General features: G+C 45.8%; 20 protein-coding genes (1 of these 20 only partly in view). 14 read left to right on the top strand and 6 right to left on the bottom strand.

Features of this window, described 5'->3' with window-relative positions:
- Positions 1–4 precede the first annotated feature (4 nt).
- The 8 genes from ligA (at position 5) to rlmD (ending at position 10,376) form a co-directional block, all read left to right on the top strand.
- Entirely contained in the window at positions 5–2,029 is a 2,025-nt protein-coding gene (gene ligA / locus BLQ99_RS06335; protein WP_093689242.1) for an NAD-dependent DNA ligase LigA, read from the top strand.
- Positions 2,030–2,107: 78 nt separating this feature from the next.
- On the top strand, positions 2,108–2,398 hold the full coding sequence (gene gatC, locus BLQ99_RS06340) for an Asp-tRNA(Asn)/Glu-tRNA(Gln) amidotransferase subunit GatC (RefSeq protein ID WP_093689244.1): 291 nt from the start codon (positions 2,108–2,110) through the stop codon (positions 2,396–2,398).
- 10 nt (positions 2,399–2,408) lie between these two features.
- Entirely contained in the window at positions 2,409–3,872 is a 1,464-nt protein-coding gene (gene gatA, locus BLQ99_RS06345) for an Asp-tRNA(Asn)/Glu-tRNA(Gln) amidotransferase subunit GatA (protein WP_093689246.1), read from the top strand.
- 3 nt (positions 3,873–3,875) lie between these two features.
- Positions 3,876–5,309, top strand: coding sequence for an Asp-tRNA(Asn)/Glu-tRNA(Gln) amidotransferase subunit GatB (gene gatB, locus BLQ99_RS06350; protein WP_093689248.1), 1,434 nt, complete (start codon positions 3,876–3,878; stop codon positions 5,307–5,309).
- 144 nt (positions 5,310–5,453) lie between these two features.
- Positions 5,454–6,134, top strand: a complete 681-nt coding sequence (locus BLQ99_RS06355) for a CPBP family intramembrane glutamic endopeptidase (RefSeq protein WP_093689250.1) — start codon at positions 5,454–5,456, stop codon at positions 6,132–6,134.
- Between the two features lie 13 nt (positions 6,135–6,147).
- On the top strand, positions 6,148–6,387 hold the full coding sequence (locus BLQ99_RS06360; RefSeq protein ID WP_093689252.1) for a hypothetical protein: 240 nt from the start codon (positions 6,148–6,150) through the stop codon (positions 6,385–6,387).
- A gap of 71 nt (positions 6,388–6,458) precedes the next feature.
- Positions 6,459–8,897, top strand: a complete 2,439-nt coding sequence (locus BLQ99_RS06365) for a Lon protease family protein (protein ID WP_093689254.1) — start codon at positions 6,459–6,461, stop codon at positions 8,895–8,897.
- Positions 8,898–8,996: 99 nt separating this feature from the next.
- Positions 8,997–10,376, top strand: coding sequence for a 23S rRNA (uracil(1939)-C(5))-methyltransferase RlmD (gene rlmD, locus BLQ99_RS06370; RefSeq protein WP_093689256.1), 1,380 nt, complete (start codon positions 8,997–8,999; stop codon positions 10,374–10,376).
- Between the two features lie 203 nt (positions 10,377–10,579).
- Here the strand turns inward: rlmD and BLQ99_RS06375 are convergent, their stop codons facing one another.
- The 6 genes from BLQ99_RS06375 to BLQ99_RS06395 all read right to left on the bottom strand — a co-directional run bounded on the left by BLQ99_RS06375 (position 10,580) and on the right by BLQ99_RS06395 (position 18,768).
- Positions 10,580–13,087, bottom strand: coding sequence for a DEAD/DEAH box helicase (locus tag BLQ99_RS06375; protein WP_093689258.1), 2,508 nt, complete (start codon positions 13,085–13,087; stop codon positions 10,580–10,582).
- Positions 13,088–15,397, bottom strand: coding sequence for a site-specific DNA-methyltransferase (locus BLQ99_RS06380; RefSeq protein WP_171904615.1), 2,310 nt, complete (start codon positions 15,395–15,397; stop codon positions 13,088–13,090).
- Positions 15,398–15,415: 18 nt separating this feature from the next.
- Positions 15,416–17,056 carry a DUF2326 domain-containing protein gene (locus BLQ99_RS06385; RefSeq protein WP_093689260.1) on the bottom strand — a complete coding sequence of 547 codons (1,641 nt, stop codon included), beginning with the start codon at positions 17,054–17,056 and terminating at the stop codon, positions 15,416–15,418.
- Positions 17,031–17,273 carry an ABC-three component system middle component 7 gene (locus BLQ99_RS06390; protein ID WP_065820984.1) on the bottom strand — a complete coding sequence of 81 codons (243 nt, stop codon included), beginning with the start codon at positions 17,271–17,273 and terminating at the stop codon, positions 17,031–17,033. The genes BLQ99_RS06385 and BLQ99_RS06390 overlap by 26 nt, the downstream gene beginning before the upstream one ends.
- A complete protein-coding gene (locus tag BLQ99_RS15365) occupies positions 17,257–17,379 on the bottom strand; it encodes an ABC-three component system protein (protein ID WP_342721895.1) in 123 nt (40 codons plus the stop codon). Before BLQ99_RS15365 ends, BLQ99_RS06390 begins: the two co-directional genes overlap by 17 nt.
- A gap of 156 nt (positions 17,380–17,535) precedes the next feature.
- Positions 17,536–18,768: an IS110 family RNA-guided transposase gene (locus BLQ99_RS06395; protein WP_093689262.1), complete on the bottom strand. Its 1,233-nt coding sequence runs from the start codon at positions 18,766–18,768 to the stop codon at positions 17,536–17,538.
- A 699-nt stretch (positions 18,769–19,467) separates the two neighbouring features.
- Here BLQ99_RS06395 and BLQ99_RS06400 point away from each other — a divergent pair.
- The 6 genes from BLQ99_RS06400 to BLQ99_RS06425 all read left to right on the top strand — a co-directional run.
- A complete protein-coding gene (locus tag BLQ99_RS06400; RefSeq protein ID WP_093689264.1) occupies positions 19,468–21,036 on the top strand; it encodes a recombinase family protein in 1,569 nt (522 codons plus the stop codon).
- A complete protein-coding gene (locus BLQ99_RS06405; protein WP_245690310.1) occupies positions 21,033–21,491 on the top strand; it encodes a recombinase family protein in 459 nt (152 codons plus the stop codon). The genes BLQ99_RS06400 and BLQ99_RS06405 overlap by 4 nt, the downstream gene beginning before the upstream one ends.
- Positions 21,454–23,022 carry a recombinase family protein gene (locus BLQ99_RS06410; RefSeq protein ID WP_093689268.1) on the top strand — a complete coding sequence of 523 codons (1,569 nt, stop codon included), beginning with the start codon at positions 21,454–21,456 and terminating at the stop codon, positions 23,020–23,022. The genes BLQ99_RS06405 and BLQ99_RS06410 overlap by 38 nt, the downstream gene beginning before the upstream one ends.
- Positions 23,023–23,175: 153 nt before the next feature.
- Positions 23,176–23,322 carry a hypothetical protein gene (locus tag BLQ99_RS06415; protein WP_003868544.1) on the top strand — a complete coding sequence of 49 codons (147 nt, stop codon included), beginning with the start codon at positions 23,176–23,178 and terminating at the stop codon, positions 23,320–23,322.
- A gap of 397 nt (positions 23,323–23,719) precedes the next feature.
- Complete coding sequence (locus tag BLQ99_RS06420) at positions 23,720–24,013, top strand: ArsR/SmtB family transcription factor (RefSeq protein ID WP_242867391.1); 294 nt, start codon at positions 23,720–23,722, stop codon at positions 24,011–24,013.
- Positions 24,014–24,026: 13 nt separating this feature from the next.
- Positions 24,027–25,200 carry the 5' end (the start) of a heavy metal translocating P-type ATPase gene (locus BLQ99_RS06425; RefSeq protein ID WP_093689270.1) on the top strand. It continues 1,424 nt past the right edge of the window, so 1,174 of the gene's 2,598 nt are visible here — the first part of the coding sequence; the start codon lies at positions 24,027–24,029; the stop codon falls past the right edge of the window.

The raw sequence follows: 25,200 nt of genomic DNA on the forward strand, positions 1-25,200 counted from the left end.
GAGTATGCAAGCGGCTATTCCCGCCACGCTGGAACAAGCCGCCCGCGAGGCTGAAGAGCTGCGGCGGCAGATCCATTATCACAATCACCGGTATTATGTGCTTGACGCACCGGAAATCAGCGATGCCGAGTTTGATGCGCTGATGCGGCGGCTGATCGCCATCGAGCAGGTCTATCCGTCGCTTATCACGCCGGATTCGCCTACCCAGCGCGTGGGCGGCGCACCGGCCGAAGGCTTTGACCGGACTCTTCACCTGACGCCGATGCTCAGTTTGGCGAACGCTTTTTCCGCTGAAGACCTGCGGGCTTTTGACAACCGGGTCCGGAGCGGACTGGGAACAGATAGGGTGGAGTATGTCGTTGAATTAAAAATCGACGGGCTGGCGGTCAACCTTGTGTACGAAGCCGGCCGCCTGGTGCGGGGAGCAACCCGCGGCGACGGGCAGTACGGCGAAGACGTGACGGCCAATGTTCGCACCATCCGGTCCGTGCCGCTGGTATTGCCGATTGCTAATCCGCCGGCCTTACTGGAAGTGCGCGGCGAGGTCTATATGCCCCGGCGGGAATTTGACCGCCTGAATGATGAGCGGCAGGCGGCCGGCGAGGCGCTCTTTGCCAACCCGCGCAACGCGGCGGCCGGTTCGCTTCGCCAGCTGGACCCGCGCGTTACGGCCCGGCGGGCGCTCGATATTTTTGTCTACGCTACCGGCCGGCGCGAAGGTCTTGAGGCGGATACTCATGCCCAAACGCTGGAAGCGTTAGCGGCACTTGGGTTTAAGGTCAATCCCTATTACCGCGTTTTCGGCAGCATTGAGGAAGTAATCGACTACTGTCACAGCTGGAGCGAGCGGCGGGTCGACCTGCCCTATGATATTGACGGTTTGGTCATTAAACTGAACAGTCTGGCCGGCCAGGCGCGGCTCGGGGCAACGGCCAAAGACCCGCGCTGGGCCATTGCTTTCAAATTCCCGGCCGAGCAGGCGACAACCATTGTGGAGGACATCTTTGTCCGGGTAGGTCGCACCGGCGTACTGACGCCGACAGCCCAGCTCAGGCCGGTGCGGTTGGCCGGCTCGACGGTAAGCCGGGCGACGCTCCATAACGAAGACTATATCCGCGACAAAGACATCCGTATTGGCGACACCGTCATAATTCACAAGGCCGGCGAGGTCATTCCCGAAGTGGTTTCGGTAGTGGCCTCACGGCGCACCGGCAGGGAGCGGCCCTTTGTCATGCCTGACCGCTGTCCCGAATGCGGCGGCCCTGTTGTTCGCGAGCAGGGTGAAGCGGCGCACAAGTGCGTCAATTCGGCCTGTCCGGCCATGCTGCGCGAGGGTCTCATCCATTTTGTCTCTCGCGACGCGATGAATATCGAAGGGCTGGGGCCGGCCGTCATTGGCAGCCTGCTGGATGCCGGCCTGGTCCGCGATGCCGCCGACCTATATGCCCTCCGCCTTGATGATCTGACAAAACTTGACCGTATGGGGCCTAAGTCGGCGCAAAACCTGCTCCAGGCCATCGAAGCCAGCAAGGAGGCGGGCCTCGCCCGCCTGCTCTTTGCCCTGGGAATCCGTTTTGTCGGTGCCAAGGCCGCCAGCACGCTGGCCCGCCACTTTGGCAGCATCCATGCCTTGGAAAAAGCTACGGCTACGGAACTGATGGCGCTGGAGGAAATCGGCCCCAGGATTGCCGAAAGCGTCGCTGCTTATTTTGCCGACCCGCAGAACATTGCCCTGGTACGCAAACTGGAAGCGGCCGGAGTGAAAGTGACGGAAGAGCGGCCTGCGGCTGACCGGCAGACGCTGGCCGGTATCACTTTTGTCCTCACCGGGACGCTCGCGACCATGACCCGGGCCGAGGCGACGGAGCTCATCGAGAGCCGGGGCGGCAAGGTTTCCTCTTCGGTCAGCAAAAAGACCAATTATGTTGTCGCCGGCGAGGAAGCAGGCAGCAAGCTGGCTAAGGCCCGCGAGCTAGGCATTCCCGTCTTGACCGAAGACGAATTCAAAAAGCTGGTGGGCGACGCCTAATCACCAGTTTTCACTAAATTTGGACAGGTATGGTATAATATAAACTATGCGAACTTTTGCGATTGGATGGTGAAGGAAATGAAAATTACGCGCACAGACGTTGAGCAGGTGGCGCTGTTATCCCGCCTGGAAATCAGCGACCAGGAAGCCGAGCGTTTTACGCAGCAGCTCAACGCGATCTTGGAATACATGGATGTGCTGAATAAAGTGGATACGGAGGGCATTGAGCCGACCGCTCACGTCTTGCCCCTGAAAAACGTGCTGCGCGAGGACCGGGTCCAGCCGTCCCTGGACCGCCGCCTTGCTCTGAGCAACGCCCCGGAAGAGGAAGAGGGCTACTTCAAGGTGCCCAAAATTTTGGAAGGTTAGGGGGAGTACCGTGAAACTGTATCAATATACTGCGCATGCGCTGCACGAAAAACTGCTAAAGAAAGAAGTGTCGGCCCGCGAAATTGCCGAAGCCGTTTTCGGTCGCATCGATGCGGTTGAGGGCGAAGTTCGGGCCTATATTACCCAGACGCGCGAGCAGGCCTTGGACCAGGCGCAAAAAGTGGACGAAAAAATTCGCCGGGGCGAAAAGATTAGCCCCCTTGCCGGCCTTCCCGGCGCCATAAAGGACAATATTTGCACGAAAGGCGTAAAAACGACCTGCGGCTCTAAAATATTGGCCAACTTTATCCCCCCCTACGACGCTACCGTTATGGTTAAACTAGCCGCCAACGATGCCGTTATCGCCGGCAAAACCAATATGGACGAGTTTGCCATGGGCAGTTCGACGGAAAACTCCGCCTTTTTCCCTTCCCGCAATCCATGGGATACGGCGGCTGTTCCTGGCGGCTCGAGCGGCGGGTCGGCGGCGGCCGTAGCCGCCGGTGAAGCTATTTGGGCGCTGGGTTCGGACACGGGTGGTTCGATCCGCCAGCCCGCTGCTTACTGCGGGGTAGTCGGCCTCAAACCCACCTATGGCCTGGTGTCCCGGTTTGGCCTGGTGGCTTACGCCTCATCGCTCGACCAAATCGGTCCCATCACCCGGGATGTTACTGACTGCGCGCTGGTGTTAAGCGTTATCGCCGGTCATGATGCCCATGACTCCACATCTATCCGGACGGAAATACCTGACTATACCAAGGCGCTCGTTCCCGACGTTAAAGGCCTGAAAATCGGCCTGCCGAAGGAATATTTCGTCGCCGGCCTGGACAGCGCCGTCGAACAGGCCGTGCGCCGGGCCGTCGACCAGTTCCGGGCGATGGGCGCGGAAATCGTGGAAGTTTCCATGCCCCATACCGAGTATGCCTTATCCGTTTACTACCTGATTGCCCCGGCCGAGGCCAGCTCCAACCTGGCTCGTTATGACGGCGTGGGCTACGGTTATCGCGGTGAAGGCAACGACATCGTCTCCATGTATAAACGGACCCGCAGTGAAGGGTTTGGCGCCGAAGTCAAGCGGCGGATTATGCTGGGTACCTATGCCCTCAGTTCGGGGTATTATGACGCTTACTACAATAAGGCCCTAAAAGTGCGTACGCTCGTCAAGCGGGATTTCGACCGGGCCTTTGAACAAGTTGATGTGCTGATCACGCCGACGGCGCCGACTCCGGCGTTTAAAGCGGGGGAAAAAGTCAATGACCCGCTGGCCATGTACTTGCAGGACATTTTCACCATCCCGGTCAACCTGGCCGGCGTGCCGGCCATTTCGCTGCCCTGCGGTTTTGCCGGCAACATGCCCATTGGCCTGCAGCTCATCGGCAAGCCATTGGGCGAAGCGACCATTTTGCGCGCCGCTTATGCCTTTGAGCAGAACAATGATTACCACAAGCGCTTGGCGCCGCTGGGGGAGGTTTAAACCATGGATTACGAAATTGTCATTGGCCTGGAAGTTCATACCGAACTCAAAACCAATTCCAAAATCTTTTGCGGTTGCAGCACGAAATTCGGCGCCGAGCAGAATACCAATGTCTGCCCGGTCTGTCTCGGTCTCCCGGGGGTGCTGCCGGTCCTCAACCAAAAAGTACTGGAGTTCGCGATCCGCACCGGTTTGGCGCTAAATTGCCAAATCCTGCCGTTTAGCAAGTTTGACCGTAAAAATTACTATTATCCCGACCTGCCGAAAAACTATCAGATTTCCCAATATGACTTGCCTATCGCTGTCAACGGCTACCTGGACATCGAGGTGAATGGCGAAGTTAAGCGCATCGGTATTACCCGTGTACATATGGAGGAAGATGCCGGCAAGCTGGTTCATGCCGGCACCATTGCTACCGCCGATTATGCGCTGGTCGATTATAACCGTACCGGTGTCCCCTTGCTGGAAATTGTTTCCGAACCTGATATCCGCTCGCCGGAAGAGGCAAAAGCCTATCTGGAGAAACTAAAGGCCATCCTGCAGTACATCGACGTATCGGACTGCAAGATGGAAGAAGGAAGCCTCCGCTGCGATGCCAACATCTCTCTCCGGCCGCGAGGGTCCACCCAATTTGGTACCAAAACGGAAATCAAAAACCTCAATTCGTTCCGGGCGGTCCAGCGGGGGCTGGAGTATGAGGCGGCCCGGCAGGCCCAAATCCTGGATGAAGGGGGGACAATCGTCCAGGAGACCCGTTCCTGGGATGAGACAAAGGGGATTACCCTGTCCCTCCGCAGCAAGGAGCAGGCCCATGACTACCGGTACTTTCCCGACCCTGACCTGGTGCCGGTCGTGGTTGACCCCGAGTGGGTGGAAGAAATTCGCCGCGGTCTGCCCGAGCTGCCCGATGCGCGCAAGAAGCGCCTGATGGACAGCTACGGCCTTTCTGCCTATGACGCCGAGATTATTACTGCCAGCCGGGCCATGGCCGACTATTTCGATAAGGTAGTGGCCCATGAGGTAGACCCTAAGGCCGCTGCCAACTGGCTGATGGGCGAAGTGGCCAAGCACCTCAATGCCCAGAACATAGATATTGCCGATTGCCCGATCAAGCCGCAGGATTTGGCCGGAATGTTAAAATTGATCGATAAGGGTACGATTTCGGGCAAGATTGCCAAGACGGTATTCGAGGAGATGTGGACCAGCGGCAAGGACGCCGAGGCCATTGTGAAAGAGAAGGGCTTAGTTCAGATTACCGACGAGGGCGCCATCGTCGCCGTGGTCGAAGCCGTTATCGCCGCCAATCCGCAGTCGGTGGCCGACTACAAGGCGGGCAAGGAACGGGCGCTCGGCTTCTTGGTCGGACAAGTAATGAAACAGACAAAAGGCCGGGCCAATCCCGAATTGGTGAACAAATTGTTGCGCGAACGGCTGTAAGACGTTGGCTTTTGTTCCATCCATACTTGCACAATATACTAATTTTCCCAACAGGAGCGTCGATATGGCGCTCCTGTTTTTGTGCATGAAAGCAAGGATGCCCGCGCATAATGGTACTGTTACGCTAAAAAAAGAGGGAATGTTATGTTGCCGGAGCAGGTGCCATGGGGCTTAAAAGAGGTGCTGCTTGTCCATGTTTTGCGGCTGGTGTTCGGGCTAATCCTTGTACGGGGAGTATTTCCGCTGGTTTTTGCCGCCAGTCCGTTAGTTATTGAAATAACCGACCGATTGTTGGTGTTGGCCCTGATCGGTCTGGTTATTCACCGCCATGGTGCTAAGTGGCGCGATTGGGGCGTTTCCTTCCGGCACGGCGTGCAAAATGGCCTGCGTGGGCTGGCCGGTGGCGCCGTTTTGCTCGGCGCCAGTCTTTACAGCGAGCGCCTCTATGTTTCGGTTTTTTTTACCAGTCCGGTGCAGCACCCTTTGGTCGCGCAGGTGCAAAACGCCGCCACGTGGCGTGACTTGGCCGTCCCGCTGTTTTTGGCCGCACTGGCGGCGCCGGTCATGGAAGAAGGTTTATACCGGCTGCTGACCTTTCCGGCGTTAAAGGCCCGCTTCGGCTTATGGGGCGGAGCACTCGGCAGCGCCGCCATTTTTGCCCTCTTTCACTTCAATGTTTACTGGTTGGCGGAGATGATGGTTGTCGGCGCCGGGTTGGCCTTGTTGTATTACTGGACAGGGTCGCTAATCAGCGCCGTTGTTGCCCACTCCTTCATCAATACCAGTAAAATCCTGATGCTGTATTTCGGGATCCCACTAATATGACGAGGTGAAAACTATGCCGTCGTGCAAAAGATGTGGAAATCAGCGCCTGTTTGGCGCCAGCAAAGTCCAGTCGGTTGTACCCTATACCAACGGCCCTGTTTCGGGACTTATTGGCCATTTTCATGCCACCGGCGATATGGAAACCATTACCAGTATGGGTGTCGACAAAGAAATTACGACGTTGGCGTTTCGACGGCCGGAAGACTATTTCGACCTGTGTTTGGTGTGCGGCAGCTCAGAACTACAGTGGTAATAGCTAAGAGGAATTTGCATAGAATAGTACGAAATCTTTTTATAAATGCTGAGTGAGAAGGGATGATTTAATTGACCAAATGGCAGGAACTTCCGGTAGAAAAACTCCGTTTTCACTGCGACGAGAGTTTGTTTAACTTTGAAACTACCGAAACCGTCCCGCCGCTGGATGTGATGATTGGTCAGGAACGGGCTGTCAAAGCCGTTGAGTTTGGCCTTTTCACGAAAAATCCGGGCTATAATATTTATATTTCCGGCTTAGCGGGAACCGGCAAAATTACTTATGCCAAGGCCGCAGTGCGCAAGGTTGCGAGCGATGAGCCGGTCCCTGACGATTGGTGCTATGTCAATAATTTCGAAAACCCCAGTCAGCCGCTTGCCCTTACCCTGCCGGCCGGCTTAGGGCGGGGCTTCTGCCAGGACATGCAGGAACTGGTCGATAATCTGAAAAGCGGCATTTCCAAGATGTTTAGCAGCGACGATTACGAACAGGCGAAAACAAATATCGTCAAAAAATTCCAAGCCCGCAGCGCCGAAATTATGGAGACCTTTGCCAATGAGGCCAAGCAGCACGGTATCCTGCCGCAATGGACCACTACCGGTTTTGCCGGGGTACCCATCGCCGAAGACGGGCGACCGATAACGCCGGAGGAATATCAACAACTGGACAAAAATAAACGCGAAGAAATTGAAAAACAGCTCATGGCCGTTCATGAAAAGGCTATGGAGGCCATGCGGCTGGTACAGCAGGTGGAACGCGAAGCCCGCGAAGAACTGAAAGATTTGGACGCCAAGGCGGGCCTCTTTGCCGCCGGCCATTTGATTGACGAGCTGAAAGAAAAGTACAAGGCCTACGATAAGGTGGTTCGTTATCTTGAGGCCGTCAAACAGGATGTCGTAAAAAACATTAACGACTTTAAACCGACGGCCGCCGAAGACGAAAATAATCCCTTTCTGCTGTTTAAGCGTAATATCCATGATGCCAAAGACAAATATCGGGTCAACCTGCTTGTCGATAACCGCGACATCGACGGCGCCCCGGTGGTTGTCGAGACCAACCCGACGTATTACAACCTCGTCGGCCGGGTCGAGTATGAAACACGCATGGGTGTTGTCAGTACCGATTTCACCATGATTAAGTCGGGTGCGCTGCACCGGGCCAACGGCGGCTACCTAATCCTTAACGTTCGGGACGTATTGGCCAATATCGGCGCATGGGAAGCCTTGAAGCGGGTGTTGAAGACCAAGAAGATCATAATCGAAAACTTGGGGGAGCAGTACGGCGCCATTGCCATGGCTTCGCTTAAACCGCAGCCTATCCCGGTCAATGTGAAGGTTATTCTCATCGGCAACCCGATTCTTTATCACCTACTATACGCTTACGATGAGGACTTTCGTAAACTCTTTAAAGTATATGCCGACTTCGATGTGGAAATGGACAACACGCCGGTAAACATCCAAAAACTTGCCGGCTTTATTGCCAGCACCGTGCGGCGGGAAAATCTAAAGGATTTTGACCGGGCGGCGGTCGCCAGGGTGGTAGAATACTCAACGCGGTTGGCCGGCAGCCAAACCAAACTTACGACCCGGTTCAGCGAAATCGTGGAACTATTATGCGAGGCTGACGTCTGGGCCACCCAGGACAATAGCCCGATTGTTACGGCGCAGCACATCGAGCGCGCCATTGAGGAAAAACGGCGGCGGTTCAACAAGTACGAAGAGAAACTGCAGGAGATGTTCGCCGAGGGTAAGCTGCTGATCGACACCGACGGGGAAAAAGTCGGCCAAGTTAACGGCTTGGCGGTGCTAGCTATCGGCGAATACATATTTGGCAAGCCGTCACGCATCACGGCCAATACCTATCTTGGCAAGAGCGGTGTGGTCAACATCGAACGCGAGACCAAGATGAGCGGGACCAGTCACAGCAAAGGTGTACTGATTTTAAGCGGTTATCTCGGCCAGAAATATGCGCAGCGGCAGCCGCTGACCTTGACGGCCAGTCTAACGTTTGAGCAGCTTTATGACGGGGTGGACGGTGACAGCGCTTCCAGTACCGAGCTGTATGCCATCTTGTCCAGTCTGTCTGGGCTGCCGATCAAGCAGTATATTGCCGTTACCGGCTCGGTGAACCAGAAGGGCGAGATCCAGCCGATCGGCGGGGCGACCCAAAAAATTGAAGGCTTTTTTGCCGTGTGCAAGATTAAGGGTTTGACCGGCCAGCAGGGTGTGATGATCCCTTACCAAAATATAAACAATCTCACGCTTTCCGACGAAGTGGTTGCGGCCGTACGGGAAGGTAAATTCCATATTTACCCGGTGCGGACCATTGATGAGGGGATTGAAATTCTCACCGGTGTGCCGGCCGGACAGCTGCAGCCTGACGGCACTTATCCGCCGGGCACCGTCCACTATCTTGTCAGCAAAAAATTAGAGGAATATACCCAGACACTTGTTAAATTGGGGAAGAGTGCCGAAGCCGGGCAAGATGGAGCCGAAAAAAACGAAACCTAAGATAAAAAATAATATAACCGCAGAGTGAGTGGCAAAAGCTATTGACGCCACCCGCTCTGCGGTTTAATCTGTTTGTAGCACAGAAAGGAATGGGTAGAGATGACCAAGACAGTTATTCCTGTACAAAAAGGAAAAAGCTATAAAGTTGAAGTTACCGGCCTCGGTCATAGTGGCGAAGGGGTGGGGCGGTACGAAGGTTTTACCGTGTTCGTCCCGGGGGCGTTGCCCGGCGAAACCGTTGTTGCGGCTATTACCGAAGTCAAAAAAAATTACGCCAAGGGCAAGCTGAGCAAAGTGCTAACGCCGTCGCCTGACCGGGTAGAGCCCTTATGCTCCCTCTTTCACCGCTGCGGCGGCTGTCAGCTCCAGCATCTAAGTTACGCGGCGCAGCTCACCGTTAAGCACAGGCAGGTCGTCGATGCCATTATGCGTATCGGCAAACTGGACGGTGTCGTGGTCCATCCCACCCTACCGGCGCCGAATCCATGGTATTACCGCAATAAAATGCAATTTCCGGTGGGGCTTGCCGACAACCGGGCAGTGGTGGGCTGTTATGCCCAGGGGACGCATACAATTGTCGACACTGAGCACTGCTATATCCAGCATCAGACGAACAATATCATCGCTGCCGTCGTGCGCGACGTCGTGAACAAGCTGGGCATTGCCACCTATGACGAACAGACAGGAAAAGGCGTCATCCGCCATATCCTTGGCCGGGTCGGGACGGCTACCGGCGAAGTAATGGCGGTAATTGTCACCGCGACCCGTGAACTGCCGCACCGGGAGCGCCTGATTGCAAAGCTCACCGGGGCGGTGCCGGGGCTGGTCAGTATTGTCCAAAATATCAATCCTAAGCGCACGAATGTCATTCTCGGGGAAGAAACCAAAGTTCTCTGGGGGAAAGAAACCATCACCGACCGGCTGGGCGAGTTTATTTTCCAGATTTCGGCGCGTTCCTTTTTCCAGGTCAATACCGAACAGACCGTCAGGTTATATAACAAAGCGGTGGAGTATGCGGGGCTCACGGGCGCGGAAACGGCGATTGACGCCTACTGCGGCACCGGCACCATCACTTTGTTTCTGGCCAAACGGGCCGCAAAGGTATACGGGATTGAAGTGGTCGAACCGGCGGTGCGGGATGCTTGGCTAAATGCCCGCAGCAACGGCGTGGATAATGTAGACTTCATCGTCGGAGACGCGGTGGACGTTATGCCTAAGTTGTACGCCAACGGCGTTCGTCCCCAGACGATCGTTGTCGACCCGCCCCGCGCCGGCTGTGACCGCCGCGTATTGGAAACATTTGTCCGCATGCAGCCCGACCGCATTGTCTATGTTTCCTGCAATCCCGCATCGCTCGCCCGCGATCTGGCCGTCTTGGCGGAGTACGGCTATGTGACCAGGGAGATTCAGCCAGTCGATATGTTTCCGCAGACCAGCCATGTGGAGTGTGTCACATTGATGTCAAAGGTTGAGAAATAAAAAACTGAAAAGCTTGTAAATAGAGGGTTTCCAGACATTTAGTTTTTCTCGAGGCCGATCTGCTGGATGTGGCAATGTCAGGAAACCCTTATTTTTATTGCTTGGGGGAACATATCAACCGTCGCGAAAATTAATAGTTGAGTTACCAGATTAGATAACCCCCTTTTTTACAGGGGGTCGAGGATGCAGGATGGATGTATAATTTAATCTTCTCGCTCAGCATCCGTATCAAAAATTCTATCAAGTTCCTCGTTTGATGTAATGCCACGAACTTTATTTCTAACAGCTACTTTTGCCATATCAAGTCTATAGAAATGTTCACGACCGTCTAATCCTTTCTTTTGCCGGATAAGTTGAATTCTTCCAAATTTATCCCAATGTTTCTCTGCGAATTTTGCTAGGCCAACTGCCTTGGGATAATTGTCCTTACGGCTGGGGTCGTGTGGTTCTAGAATATCAAAAATGTAACCTTGTGCATCAGCTCTCACTACCACTAAATCAGGAAACATAGAAGTGATAACACCGCCGACCTCATATGGGATTTCAAGTGACCACTTTTTACGATCAAGATTACGTAACCAGCAAACGGCACCGTTTTTTAGTTCTTCTTCAATAACTCCCTTTTCCCATGGGTTTAGTGATGCTTGGAATGTTCCATCCTCAGAACAATAGAGGTGTCGATCAATTTTTATACTGTTATCTGAAACTGAAAAATCGATTGAATCTGGCAATACCCAAGGAATAGCTATTGGTTGAGCGGAAGCATTTATTAATCTTTCATAGATGTTTTTTCGAGCCTCATTTAATCTTGCAATAGAGCGTTTATTATTCTCATATAGACTAATAAATTTCTCTTCTGCAAAGGCGTTTATTCGCTCCATAGCAGCAGTATCACTTGTAAGCACAATGACTTCAATCTTTACTTCAATATGGTCTCGGGTACTGTGGCGAATCCAATACTCCTTATGTAAGCCTTCTCCCAATATCCTTCCAGCTTGTTCAAAATGTCGAGAAATGTCAAATTCGGTAACAGTCATGGTTTGTGTAGCTTCATCAAATGAATAAGCATTTTCTCCATAGTCAAATGTTAGCGTATTAAGAGCAAATCCAGTGATTGAAGCAACTCGACCATCAAAGTCACCACTTACTTTTATGCGAGCAATTTCTTCGTCCATTTTTGATAAAACTGCATTTTTAACGGCTTTTTGTGCTTCCAAATCAATACCATCCATTGTTAATGCTCTAGAAAGCTGTATTAATAACTTAAGCGGTGCTTGCTTGCGGGATGAATCCAGGCGGTATGTAATGAGCTTATCCATTGAATCAAACACATCAGAATAAGCGAGGTTGCGCCCGAGTGTTATAAGCTCTTTATTTGTACCAGTTTCAGTGGGCATAACCGATTCACTATCATGTAGAGCATTAACAACATTTTTTACTGTATCTTTATCAAAGTATGGAAGAAACAGACTTACATTATTAAGTTCAGCATCGGAGGCAATTCTTCTTGCCAAAGGAGTGCGAATCATACGCCCCAAAAGCTGTGCTATGTAGGTATAGTCCTGCGCGCTACGAAATGACATCATTGTTTCAGCACGAGGACAGTCCCAACCTGTGGAAAGGTTCATTTTGAAGAACACAACCTTCACATTTTCTTCGTCTTCGATTCTAGAAGCTTCAATTTGATGAATTTCAACGTCACGCACTTTGATCGTACCATAATCATTAAAGGTATGTACCACTTCACCGGGCAATAACTTGCGTCCCATTGCCTCTTCCAACAAATCGATGCAAATCCCTAAATCGGTACGGGTTATTTCTCGTTCATTACCATCCTCAACTTGGACGACAAGGATAGGGTTTACCATTTTCTCATTTTCACGTTCACAATAAGCTTTCCAGTGAGCACATTTTTTAAGCCAATTTTCGACTGCACCTTTAAACATTGTCATATCGGCACCAAGCGGGATATCCGGGTAATGAATAATGATCCTGTCCTTCAAAAGCCCTGATTCACGTACTTGCTCAGGTGGAACAATAACTTTTTGTACTGTCGAAGTAGTCCCAGCAATTAAGTTATCAAATCTCTGAGGTGTTGCGGTTACGCCGATAACTAAAGGCATAATACAAAGTCCGTCTTCTTCGCTACCTTTGATGAATTTTTGCATGATGGATTGTGCTTTATTTTCTGCTTGAGCAGATGTATAAGTCCCTCTATGTGCTTCATCAATGACCACATAGAACTGTTTGGGAATGCGTTTAGCTGTATTTGTGAGTGTTTCCCAAATTGTATATTGCCTTGTATCGGACTTAGTTGTTAATAACTTGTCAGAACCGAGTTTTTGTGTGTTAATAAAATAAATACGTCCACCCTCCAAATACTCGGTATCAAAGTTTGAATCTACAGTTACTAAGTCCCGTACACGAATTTTGTCTGATTTGCTTTCAATTTTTAATCGCGTTTGCTCGTTAAGTTCCGGCGAATCGGAAAGCCAAACAAACACTGAATTCGGATCGCCGATATTATCTGAACCTCCATATAGGATTTCTTCAAAAAGTGCAGTCATAATTATAGTTTTTCCAGAACCCGTAGGTGCGGAAAACGATATTACCTGAGGGTCTTTTTCGCTCCACATTAAATGAGCTTTATTAATTTTCTCATGCAATTCTGCAAGAGCCGTTTCCTGAAATGGAAATAAAGTAACTCTCATTTATGAATCCCTCCTACTTCCCAACACAAAGTTATCAATGTAATCGCGGTATAGTTGGTATGTATTTTTTATTTTTATGCCATCAGTCATTTCGCGGAAAGCTTCCTCCGAGTTTGTTACAAAATATACCACTTTAATATTATTTTCTTCTGAAATCTTTTTTGCAAACTCGGCATATTTTGTTTCATCAACCAGAACTGCAAATCCGTTTTGAGGAAGAATTAACATATCTGGTTCTTCATCGCTGTTTATTTCTGGCCTCCGGCCGATAGCACCGGATTTTAGCCAAAGCAATGGTAATATTTCGCGGAATTGTTGACCTAGTGATACGCTGTTTTTATCTAAAAAACCTAGTTTAAAATACTCAACATTTGCAGGAAAACCATCGCTCATGGGACGTTTAACTTGCAATGTTACATTCATTGGACCGAGCAAGTTTGATACCTGTGCTTTAATTTCCTTGAAAGTGGCAGCAGATTTTACCACTATATAAAAGTCTGTGATGTGGTCTTGATCTTCTAAAGCTTCCAGCCATTCATTAACAGCATTTACATCAAACAAGATCGTCGCCGAATGTTTATCCGAAACAATGAATTTACTATCTGCTTTGACTAATGATTGTGGTAATTGCGACTTTCCATCCTTACCGCGTAGCAAAGAAACAAGCTGCTTTTTTGCATTAGTTGTTAGTTCCGTAGGATTATCAATAAAGCCCAGCTGATAGAATGAACGCTCTACCTCTTTTGATACTGTTTGGTTTGTGTAATACTCTCCTGATAGGATAGTGCCATCATCACGTTTTCCAAGGATACTATATTTTATCCTAGGCCAAGTAACCGAGCGACATATACCATGTTTTTCCCATTCTAGGTCGCCAGGTTGATATCCTTGTTCGCGTAAAGCTTTTGATTCTGCGTCTGATACTTCGTTATTTGTTACTAAAATACAACGACGGTTACCATTATCCTCTACGTTTAGTAAATTTACCGCATGGAGCGTTGTTCCACTACCAGCAAAAAAGTCGACAATTAAAGCATTTTTCTTTCCTGATACAGCGAATAACAATGCATCATGGACAGCATAGAGTGATTTTGGGTAAGAAAAACCGCCACCAATTATGGTTTTAAGCATATCTGTACCATGGGCTTCTGCATTATATAAAGGATCAGTCCAAACCGTTTTTGGAGGTTCGCTTTCTCTACGTAAAATAATTTCTATTCGATTTCCTCTTTTTTCAATAAACATTCTATCTTTTACTGATTCTACGGTATCACGTCCATATCGCCATTTCTTTTCAATGCCATTCTTATCAATTGGCCAAACATAAATTGTACCATCTGCATTATATTCTACTTGAGCTGTAGGGTGTAACTCTTCATCGAGTAAATCACCAAAACCGATGATGTTATAGTTAGAGTCTAGAATTACTGGATAAAAACATGTTGCACCTTCGTAGCGACCTGAAGTGCTTCCCCAACGTCTTAAATTATATACATCTCCACCAGTATGTTGCTTGCGAAAAATAGTACTTTCTGATGAATATGAAAATATTGCATATTCATGAGTCACAGAAAATTTTTTGCCCTGAGTTCCGCCGGGATTATGCTGAATGGTTATGCAGGTATGAGTTAGGTTTGGAAAAATTTCGTGAAGGAGAATCCATAGATGAGCATATTCATTGTCATCTATTGTAGTAATCAAAACACCATCATCAGCAAGTATTCTTTTTGCTATCTTTAAACGTTTCTGCATCATGGATAGCCATTTACTATGACGCCAATTATCAGTGGAATCAACATAATCATTATTATATTTCCAATCCCGAGCACCGGTATTGTATGGTGGATCTATATAAATGCAGTCTACTTTCTTTGGATATAAATATTCTAATAACTGGAGAGCGTGGTAATTATCTGCTTCAATAATAGTGTGCCATAAATTACTGTCACGTGCATTCTCTACAGCAGCAATTGGCTGAAGCATGGGGAAAATAGGTTCTCCAAATTGAGCAACTGAAACCAACTCCGAAACTGGGATATTTCTAGTATCACCTGTTGTTTTGTTGCGGCAAAGGGCAATATCCTCTTCTATTTTTAACACCGTATACAAATCGTTAATATGACCTGTTTTGAGTGCAACCGTCGAGCCACGTTTTACAGGAACATCATAAAGAGGAGTACATTCAGGAATGTGCTCTTCAAATACAAGACCAAATTTTTTATTTTTTGATAAGCGGGCAAATTCCTGTTCTAATCGATCACGCAAAGAAGTGTCAGGAATTTGACGCAGTAAATCATTTATTGCAGCCATAGTTTTTTCCTCCTATGTTTAATAATCATTAGATTCGTATTTACTCCACGAACGACCAAATAGTTCATTACCATCTGATAATCGCAAGATTGCTGTTTCTTCTAAAATCTTGTGCGCTTTCTCAGTTGTAGAATCAGCTTTATCAAACGCAATGAAAACCTGGCGATTACTGGATTGATAACGTTCCAATATATGTTCTAAGTGTATATCCTCAATACGTTTAAGGATATTGGAGTCGTGGATAAGTGCAGGGATTGGACGTAGTTCAAGTATAGTTAAATCGTATATAACTAGGCTCTTGAAAGCGGTTCCCTCACTTGTGTTTCCGGGTGTTTCAAATATAATTTCCTTTTGAGGAGTTATCTGCAAAAGTGGGGCGATTTCCTGCTGTTCAGTTACTACGTCGTTAATTATTTTCATTCGTAGGTTAATGTTATCTTGTATTTCATGTATTATTTCGGTTTGTTGCAGCAGCAGATCTTTTAATTTCCTCTCCGCTTCAATGCGAGCTTCTTGAAGCTCTTTCTGACGAATTAAATCCGCCGTTTCTTCTTCAAGTCTATCAATTGTTTTAGACACATTAACACACTGTGATAGTATTCTCTCTGACATTTCCTTAGCTAAGCCAGTTTCTTTAATTTTTCTATTAAGGCGATTTATTTCTTTATCATATCGATCAATTATTTGCTGCAAACGCTCAATTTCCTGATTCATCTCTTCGCCTAAAATTTCTCTAATTTTCTCATGAAAATATTCAATCTTTTCAAATGCTGCTATATTAGCATTTGGGAAAAAGTGTAACAATGAATCAAATTCACTTGCGATTTCGGCCTTGCTATCAGCTATATTGCTCGTAATAGCATTAAGCTGCGATTGCAAGCGATTACGTTTGCGAATAAAACTATTCAATTCTTTTTGAATTGCAGTTATTTGTTCGAATGTATGTGTATCAAACCCAAAAACTGCTAATTGCGCTTCTTCGTTGTTTTTCATTAATTTTTGAAGCCTTTTCTTTAAAGACTCGATCATTTTTTGATTGGTTTCGATTTTTTCTATATCCACTCTCTGATGTTGGCGATATTTGAGCTGCGAAAATTTAATCCCAAGTTCTTCTTCCATGCTCTTAATCGCAGATAGAATTTCATAATGCCCAAAAAGTTTTAATAAAAAATCGACTGCCTTTTCATCTTGTTCACGAGGTTTTACAAGTAATGGATACTTTTCTAGCGTATTTTCGCGCCCATAAATGCGGAAAAAACGCTCAGTTATATCTGAAAAAGTAAGAGAGGGGATACCAACTTTATATTCTTGAAATAGAAAGCTACGAAATTCATCAAGTGTCAATTTTGTAATAAAATGTCCGTCCTTATCACTTCGATATACATTTTTAGTATCTTCAGTACTTCTATAAAAATAGTACGGTTGTCCTTCAAACTCGTAAGTGAAATGGATGGTATGTGGGCCTATTTCCTTTTTTATATCATCCGACATGGAGTAGTATCTGTCACCGCCGAATGCATAATCTATAACCCACAGAAATGTTGATTTTCCTATTGCATTAGTACCGCTGGAACTGCCCAAAACCGTGTTTAATCCTTCATTAAGTTTTATCACTTGATGATTTGGAGCAAATTTATCGCATCGTATCTCTTTCAACATAGCGCAGTACCCTCTTTTCCTCAATTAGTTTAATTCTGCCTAATGCAAACAAGCAGTCTAAAGCACTTAGAAAATCAGCCATGTTTTTTTGGCGTGGCATGGTTCGTTCAAATAATTCTTTTGGGGACATATCTTGCTGTGACAATGCTTCTAAAATACCTGGAAAAAGCGCAATAATACTGTTTGAATATGATGTTACTTTATTTGGTAATCTCATCGAACACCTCACACCTTTGCACGAAGTAGGAGATTATTATCTCACAAGCCTCTCTGTATTTACGACCGGTCTTTTCAAATAATGTCTCAACAAGCCTAGCGGTAATATGTCAATGGGCTGAAAATGAAAAAATGGAAAAAATGCTAACAACTTTTGCGATTTTGCTGAAAAAAGGGTACACCAAATAAACCTGCTTTTTAATGTAAAAAAATGCCAATAAAAAGCAGGACAGCAAGGAAGGTTTATAACCAGAAAAAGGTTATTATCCTCTCCCTTCAGGTGGCGTGTACAGCTTCTTGGTCTTTAGTAACATAAAGACCAGCCGCACCAATTTGCGGGCAGTTAAGACGAGAGCACGTTTATGCTGATGCTTCATTGCTTGTGCATATTTGTTTTGGTAAAAAGCATTATATTCGCTGTCATGAAGCCGAACCAGATTAGCAGCTTGTATCAGATAATAGCGCAGATACTTATTGCCAGTGCGCACGCGTTGAGTTTCCTCGCTTTCAAACTCGCCCGACTGATATTGTGACCAGACTAGACCGGCGTATTTGGCGAGGGAATTATGATCTTTAAAGCGAGAGATATCGCCTATTTCGGCAATAATGCCGGCGGCAAACACCGGGCCAATACCTTTGACAGAAGTCAGCGTTTGCGGGATTGACTTCATAATCTTAGCAATCTCTTTATCAAGCTTATCAACTTCTTTCTCCATTGTCTGAATGACACTGAGGATGACAGCCAAAGAGATATTTACAGGATCAGCCAAGAGTTTATCTAAACGGTACGAAGACCGTGCAAGCTTTTGCAGATATGCCGCAAGCTCCTCAGGATTATCAAAGCGGTTTTTCCCTTTCGCCTTCAGAAAGTCAACCAATTCCTCAATAGACATGGTGGCGATCTGTTCCGGCTCTAATTCTTGCAGAACTGCTAAGCATGTTGCGCCAAACAAATTGGAAAAAGGGTTATCCTGACGCAGGCCGCTAAACTTAAGAAAGACCTGGTTAAGGAAGAAAGTTTTGTCGCGAGCGATATTCTGCATGAGAAAAAACCGAGTTCTGGTAAGCCTCTGCAAAGCCTCAAACTGAATGCAAGATGTCAATTGGTGAGGGAGACGGCCAAACCGAAGTTGGTCAGCAATAACCCAGGCATCCAGGCGATCGTTTTTCGGCAAAGTATCATACCCTTTCTTAAAACGAGCGACCTTTCTTGCATTTAGGACAAAGACTTGAGCCTGAAACTCCGATTGCTGCTGGAGCTTAGCGTTTAGAAAGTGAGCTAAATGCCAACCGAGATTCGAAGTTGCTTCCATTCCGACTCGCACGAGTGAACATTGATATTTGCGAGCAACAGTAAGTAGCCGATTTAGCAGCGTTTCGGCACCAAACAAATCGTTTGCAACAGTAAATGCAGCAAGAGCATCTCCGGCATCATTCATGAACTGTACCGAATGAGAGCGGAGGCTCACGTCAATTCCCACCATAAGGCTAGCCATATCCACACCTCCCTTCAAAAAATAATCAGCTACTTTTCAGACCTGGGTGCCCATGGGAACCATCTAAATCAGCCTCGTCATCAGAACTCATGCACAAGAGAACAGACAGTTTGGTTGTTACCCCCAGTTCTCCGGCCGGTGCAACTAGCGGTCAGATAATCAATGATGGACCACGGGTAGCAGGCTTTTCAGAGCAGTATCTAGCAAGATCCGCAAGGAGGGACAGAAATCTCCCGAAAAGTACCTGTCAGTCCCATTGTCCCATGGGCTGGTCTGAAACACAAGTTAGGGATACTGAAAAAAGGCAATAAAAAACCAGCCGAGCCACGAAGAGCGAACAAACTCTGGACGGCCGGTTAGAATCTCACTTCCGGAAATAGTTACACTAAGATGAGCCGTTGCTCTGGGCGAAAAGAATATCGCCAAAGTTTCGTATAACCAATTCGGAGAAACGATATTAAGTTGTCAAACAACAATTTCAACTGTTCGTTCTGACGGGAATTTCAGTTAAATCGGGAGTGGGATTCACAACCTTGTAATCGCGCGCCTTACAGGTTAGATGTGGAACCCGGTTTCCCGATACTGAAAATGCCAGTCAAGAACGTGAACCGGTTCAACAGTTAGTTATTAGATAGCATTTTTAACTGGAAATTCTGCTATCTAATGGGTTTAATACTATTATACGAGGAGGTGAAAACAGTGAGAAAGGTAACAAGGATTGATGGAAACAATGCTCTCCAAGCTTTCAAGCCAAAGGTGAGGGTAGCGGCTTATTGCAGGGTTTCAACAGACAGTGATGAACAAATGGCAAGCCTGGAAGCACAAAAAGACCATTATGAATCCTATATAAAAGCAAATCCTGATTGGGAGTTTGCAGGGATCTACTATGATGAAGGCATATCAGGCACAAAAAAGGAAAACCGAACTGGACTTTTGAGACTGCTTGCAGATTGCGAAAACAAGAAAATTGACTTTATTATAACCAAGTCAGTCAGCAGATTTGCCAGAAACACAACCGACTGCATTGAAATGGTGCGAAAACTTACCGATCTCGGTGTTTTCATCTATTTCGAGAAAGAGAATATAAACACGCAGCGCATGGAAGGCGAATTGGTGCTGACAATTTTGAGCAGCCTTGCAGAAAACGAGTCATTATCCATTGCAGAAAATAGTAAGTGGTCTATCAGGCGTAGGTTCCAAAACGGAACATACAAAATTTCGTACCCTCCCTATGGTTACGATTATGTGGATGGAAAGCTATTTATCAATAAAGAACAGGCTGAAATCGTAAAGCGGATTTTTTCTGAAGCTTTGGCAGGTAAAGGTACACAGAAAATTGCAGATGGGCTAAATTCGGATAAAATCCCAACAAAGAGAGGTTCACACTGGACAGCGACAACTATCCGCGGCATTTTAAGCAATGAAAAATATACTGGGGATGTCCTTCTGCAAAAAACCTATACAGATGAGAATTTTAAGCGGCATTATAATCATGGGGAAAAAGATCAATACATGATAAAAGATCATCATGAAGCCATTATATCTCATGAGGAATTTGAAGCCGCCCAAGAGATATTAAAGCAAAGAGGAAAAGAAAAAGGTGTAATTAAGGGAAGCAGCAAGTATCAAAAACGCTACCCTTTCTCTGGGAAAATCAAATGCGCAGAATGTGGCAGCAATTTTAAGCGTCGAATTCATGGCAGCGGTGACCGTAAATATATTGCATGGTGCTGCACAAAGCACATAAAGGACGCATCAAGCTGCTCCATGAAGTTTGTCAGAGAGGATGCGATCCATCAGGCCTTCGTTGTTATGATTAATAAGCTTATTTTCGGTCATAAATTCATTCTAAGACCATTGCTACAAAGCTTAAAGAAGACAAATTACTCAGATAACATAACAAAGATTCAGGAGATGGAAACAAAAATCAAAGAAAATACAGAGCGAGTTCAGGTGATTATGGGACTTATGGCTAAAGGATACCTGGAACCCGCTCTTTTTAATACACAGAAAAATGAGCTGCTCAAAGAAGCAGCCATATTAAAAGAACAAAAAGAAGCCATAAAACGCGCAATCGATGGGAGCATGACTGCTCTTGTTGAGGTTGAGAAGCTTCTTAAATTTGCAACGAAAGCTGAAAAGCAGATTGATGCATTCGATAGCAGAATATTTGAGGATTTTATTGAAGAAATCATTGTGTTTTCACAAGAAGAAATAGATTTCAAAATGAAATGCGGGTTGAACTTAAGGGAAAGGTTGGTGAAATGATGAGCCATATACCTTTTGGATATACCATTCAAAACGGCAGGGCTGTCGTTAATGAAGAGGAAGCAGTTAAGATTGAGAAACTATTTGAGGCTTATCTTTCCGGGCTTTCTTTAAGCGAAGCGGCTCAAAAAGCGGGCATTAAGCGTTACCACACATCTATTGCAAGAATGCTGACAGATAAACGGTATGTTGAGGATAAATTTTATCCGCCAATTATCAGCAAGGACACATTCGAAAAAGCACAACTGGAAAGACGCAGGCGAGCTGAGACGCTTGGCAGGATTTATGAACATAAAGGAAATGAAAAGAAATGCCTGAATTTTAAGTTTCATGCTTCAATACCAGATAATCTATACGATGATCCATTTCAGCAGGCAGAGTATGCTTATAGTCTTATTAAGAGCGAGGTGATTTTAGATGATAACCAGGAATGTTACGGTAATTCCTGCCCGTAAGCGAATTGGGAATAGTGCAAATGCAGAGGAATTACCTAAGCTTCGGGTAGCAGCTTACTGTCGTGTTTCTACGGACAGCGAGGAGCAGGCAACCAGTTATGAAGCGCAAATCGAGCATTATACAAATTACATTAAAAGCAATCCAGAATGGGAGTTAGCTGGTATATTTGCAGATGAAGGTATTACCGGAACCAACACGAAAAAGCGTGAAGAATTTAACCGGATGATAGAAGAATGCATGCAGGGCAAAATCGATATGATAATTACGAAATCTATCAGCCGGTTTGCAAGAAATACGCTGGACTGCCTAAAGTACATAAGGCAGCTTAAAGAAAAAAATATTCCGGTTTACTTTGAAAAGGAAAATATAAACACATTGGATTCCAAAGGAGAAATCCTGTTGACCATTATGGCATCTTTGGCACAGCAAGAAAGCCAATCGTTAAGCCAGAATGTAAAACTGGGTATTCAATACCGATATCAGCAAGGAAAAATCCATATCAATCACAACCGGTTTCTTGGCTATACAAAGGATAAGGATGGCAATTTAGTTATCGTACCTGAAGAAGCTGAGATCGTCAAACGCATTTACAGAGAATATCTTGAAGGTTCCAGTATGCTACAGATAGCTAGGGGTTTGGAGGCTGACGGAATTCTGACGGGTGCAGGCAATCCCAGATGGCATACCAGCACCATCAACAAGATTTTGAGGAATGAAAAATATATCGGTGATGCGCTATTACAGAAAACCTATACAGTAGATTTTTTATCAAAGAAAAGGGTACCCAATAATGGTATTGTTCCGCAATACTATGTAGAAAACAGTCATGAGCCTATAATCCCGCGTGAAATTTTTATGCAAGTTCAGGAACAGCTTGTCAAAAGAAGATGTGTGCATATAAGTAAGAATGGAAAGAAAAGAAACTATAGCAACAAGCATCCTTTATCACAGATGGTCTTTTGCGGCAACTGTCATGAGATATTCCGCAGGGTTCATTGGAATAACCGAGGAAAGAAATCAATCGTATGGAGATGCATTAGTAGATTGGAAAACACCGGTTTGTTTTGTACCGCTTCCACTATACTTGAAGATACGCTTAAAGAGAAAATTGTAGATGCCATCAATGTAGCGGTCAGCGGAAAAAACTCTTTTCTGGCCATACTGAAAAAGAATATTGAAACCGTATTAAACGAGGATTTGGACGAGAGTACGGCAGATATTGATAAAAGGCTGGAAGAGCTTCAAGCCGAGTTGATCCAATTGGCAAATTCAAAGGAAGCATATGATAATATTGTCAATGAGATTTACCGCTTACGGGACTTAAGGCAAGAAACCCTTTCAAGAAACGCTCTCCGTCAAGATAAGCGGGATCGGATCGCTGAGATGACGGACTTTCTTAATATGCAAACCGGTGGTATTACGGAATTTGATGATAAACTGGTTAGAAAACTAGTTGAAAAAGCAATTGTATATGATGACAGGTTAGTGGTAGAGTTTAAGTCGGGGTTAGAAATAGAAGTAAACCTATAAGCTCGTATTAAGATAGCCGCCAGTAGGGGAAGAGTACTTATACTATTATAAATAACTACAGGAGACATAATTGGATTACCGATTGCGGGAGCAGAAGCAAAATGCGCTGGTTAAAAATGCAGAGCGTGAAGGAAGAAGCAGCGAATAGCTGAAATGACAGACTTCTTGAATGAACAGTCCTATGAGCTGGAGGAATATGATGAGCAACTGGTAAGGCGGCTTATTGAAAAAGTTACGGTATTTGATAATAAGCTGACCGTTGAGTTTAAGTTTGGAGTAGAGATTGATGTATTAATTTAAAATGAACTTGACCGCCGATTGAGGAGAAATACTTCTTGATGGGCGGTTCTTTTCTATTTATACTTGGGGATAATCTAATAAGTGAACTCGTTTCAGCAAGCTGAAACATCGGGGAATCAGATGGAGAGTCTACTCCACCTGATTAAAACCCACCTACGCTGCGCTTAGAGGTGGCGGTCTTGACCGTAAAGCTAAAAGATAAACACACTTGAACAATTACTCATATGTTTTTATTGACAAACGGAGAATTGAGGTTTATAATACATATGAAAGCTTATTCAAGTGTTCAATTGAATGATAAGGAGGTGATATAAATATGGCAAAAAAAATTCAACCAATTGAAAGATGCGACTCTGATGTAATACATGAGGAAATTGTAAATAAAGTGCGAGAAAAAATGCCTCAAGAAGAAACTCTATATGATCTAGCAGAACTATTTAAAGTTTTTGGAGATTCAACAAGAATTAAGATACTCTGGGCATTAGATGAATCAGAGATGTGCGTTTGCGATATTGCATTCTTATTAAATATGACCCAATCAGCAATTTCACATCAGCTAAGAGTCTTAAAGCAGGCTGGACTAGTAAAGAGCAGAAGAGAAGGAAAGATTGTATTCTACTCTCTTGAAGATGAACATGTAAAGCAAATATTTGACCAGGGATTAATTCATATTTCAGAAGAAAGTAAGTAAAGGAGGGTCAGTAATGTTAAAGAAGGAAGTAATTTTAGAAGGTTTAGATTGCGCAAATTGTGCAGCTAAAATTGAAGATGAGGTTAATAAATTAAATGGAGTCAAAGCCTATATGAACTTCATGAACAAGACATTGACTTTAGAAATTGAATCAGAGCAAGAGTATAAGAATATATTACAGCAAGTTAAAACCATAGTGCACAAGCACGAACCGGATGTGGTAGTGAAAGAAAAATCCGTTAACAAGAGCAATAAAAAAGTATTAATACTTGAAGGACTTGACTGTGCGAATTGTGCTGCAAAGATTGAAGCTCAAACACAAAGCCTTGAAGGAGTAAATAGTGCGACCGTTGATTTTGTATCTAAGAAGCTGACAATTGAAGCGGTCGATAAAAAGGAATTTGGTAAAATTCTTGGAGAAGTAACATCCATTGTAAATAAACTTGAGCCGGATGTTAAAATAGTTGATGCAGAGAAGAAAAAGGTGAACAAAAGCATAGTAATGCTTGAAGGACTTGGCTGCGCGAATTGTGCAGCTAAAATGGAAAAAGAAATAAGCGGTCTAGAAGGAGTTGAATTTGCTGCAGTAGATTTTGTTTCGAAGAAACTAACACTGGAAATAAGTCCGAAAGTCAACCGCTCTGAGTTAAATGAGAAGATTGAAGGCATAGTAAAGAAAATAGAGCCAGATGTAAAGGTCATTTTTGAGGAGAATAACTCCAAGACCAAAATAAACGAAAATAACGATGAGGAAGAAGAAGGTGTCAACAAAAAAGAAATCATAAGACTTGTGGTCGGTGGAGCAATATTTGCCGTGGGAATCATCTTTAATTTCCAAAATTGGCTTGAGCTTACCTTGTTTATTATTAGTTATATCATAGTTGGTGGAGAGGTTGTCTTAAGAGCAATAAAAGGTATTGCCCGCGGTCAGGTATTCAGTGAGCATTTTTTGATGAGTATTGCTACCATTGGTGCTTTCTTCGTTGGAGAGTATCCAGAAGGTGTAGCAGTTATGCTGTTCTATCTGGTAGGTGAATTGTTTCAGGATATAGCTGTAGGTCACTCCAGAAAATCAATACGTGCTTTGATGGATATTCGTCCTGACTATGCAAATCTTAAAGTTGGCGATGAGATCAGGAAAGTATCTCCTGAAGAGGTAAACATAGGTGACATCATTATTGTTAAAC

Source organism: Sporolituus thermophilus DSM 23256 (assembly GCF_900102435.1).
GTDB lineage: Bacteria > Bacillota > Negativicutes > Sporomusales > Thermosinaceae > Thermosinus > Thermosinus thermophilus.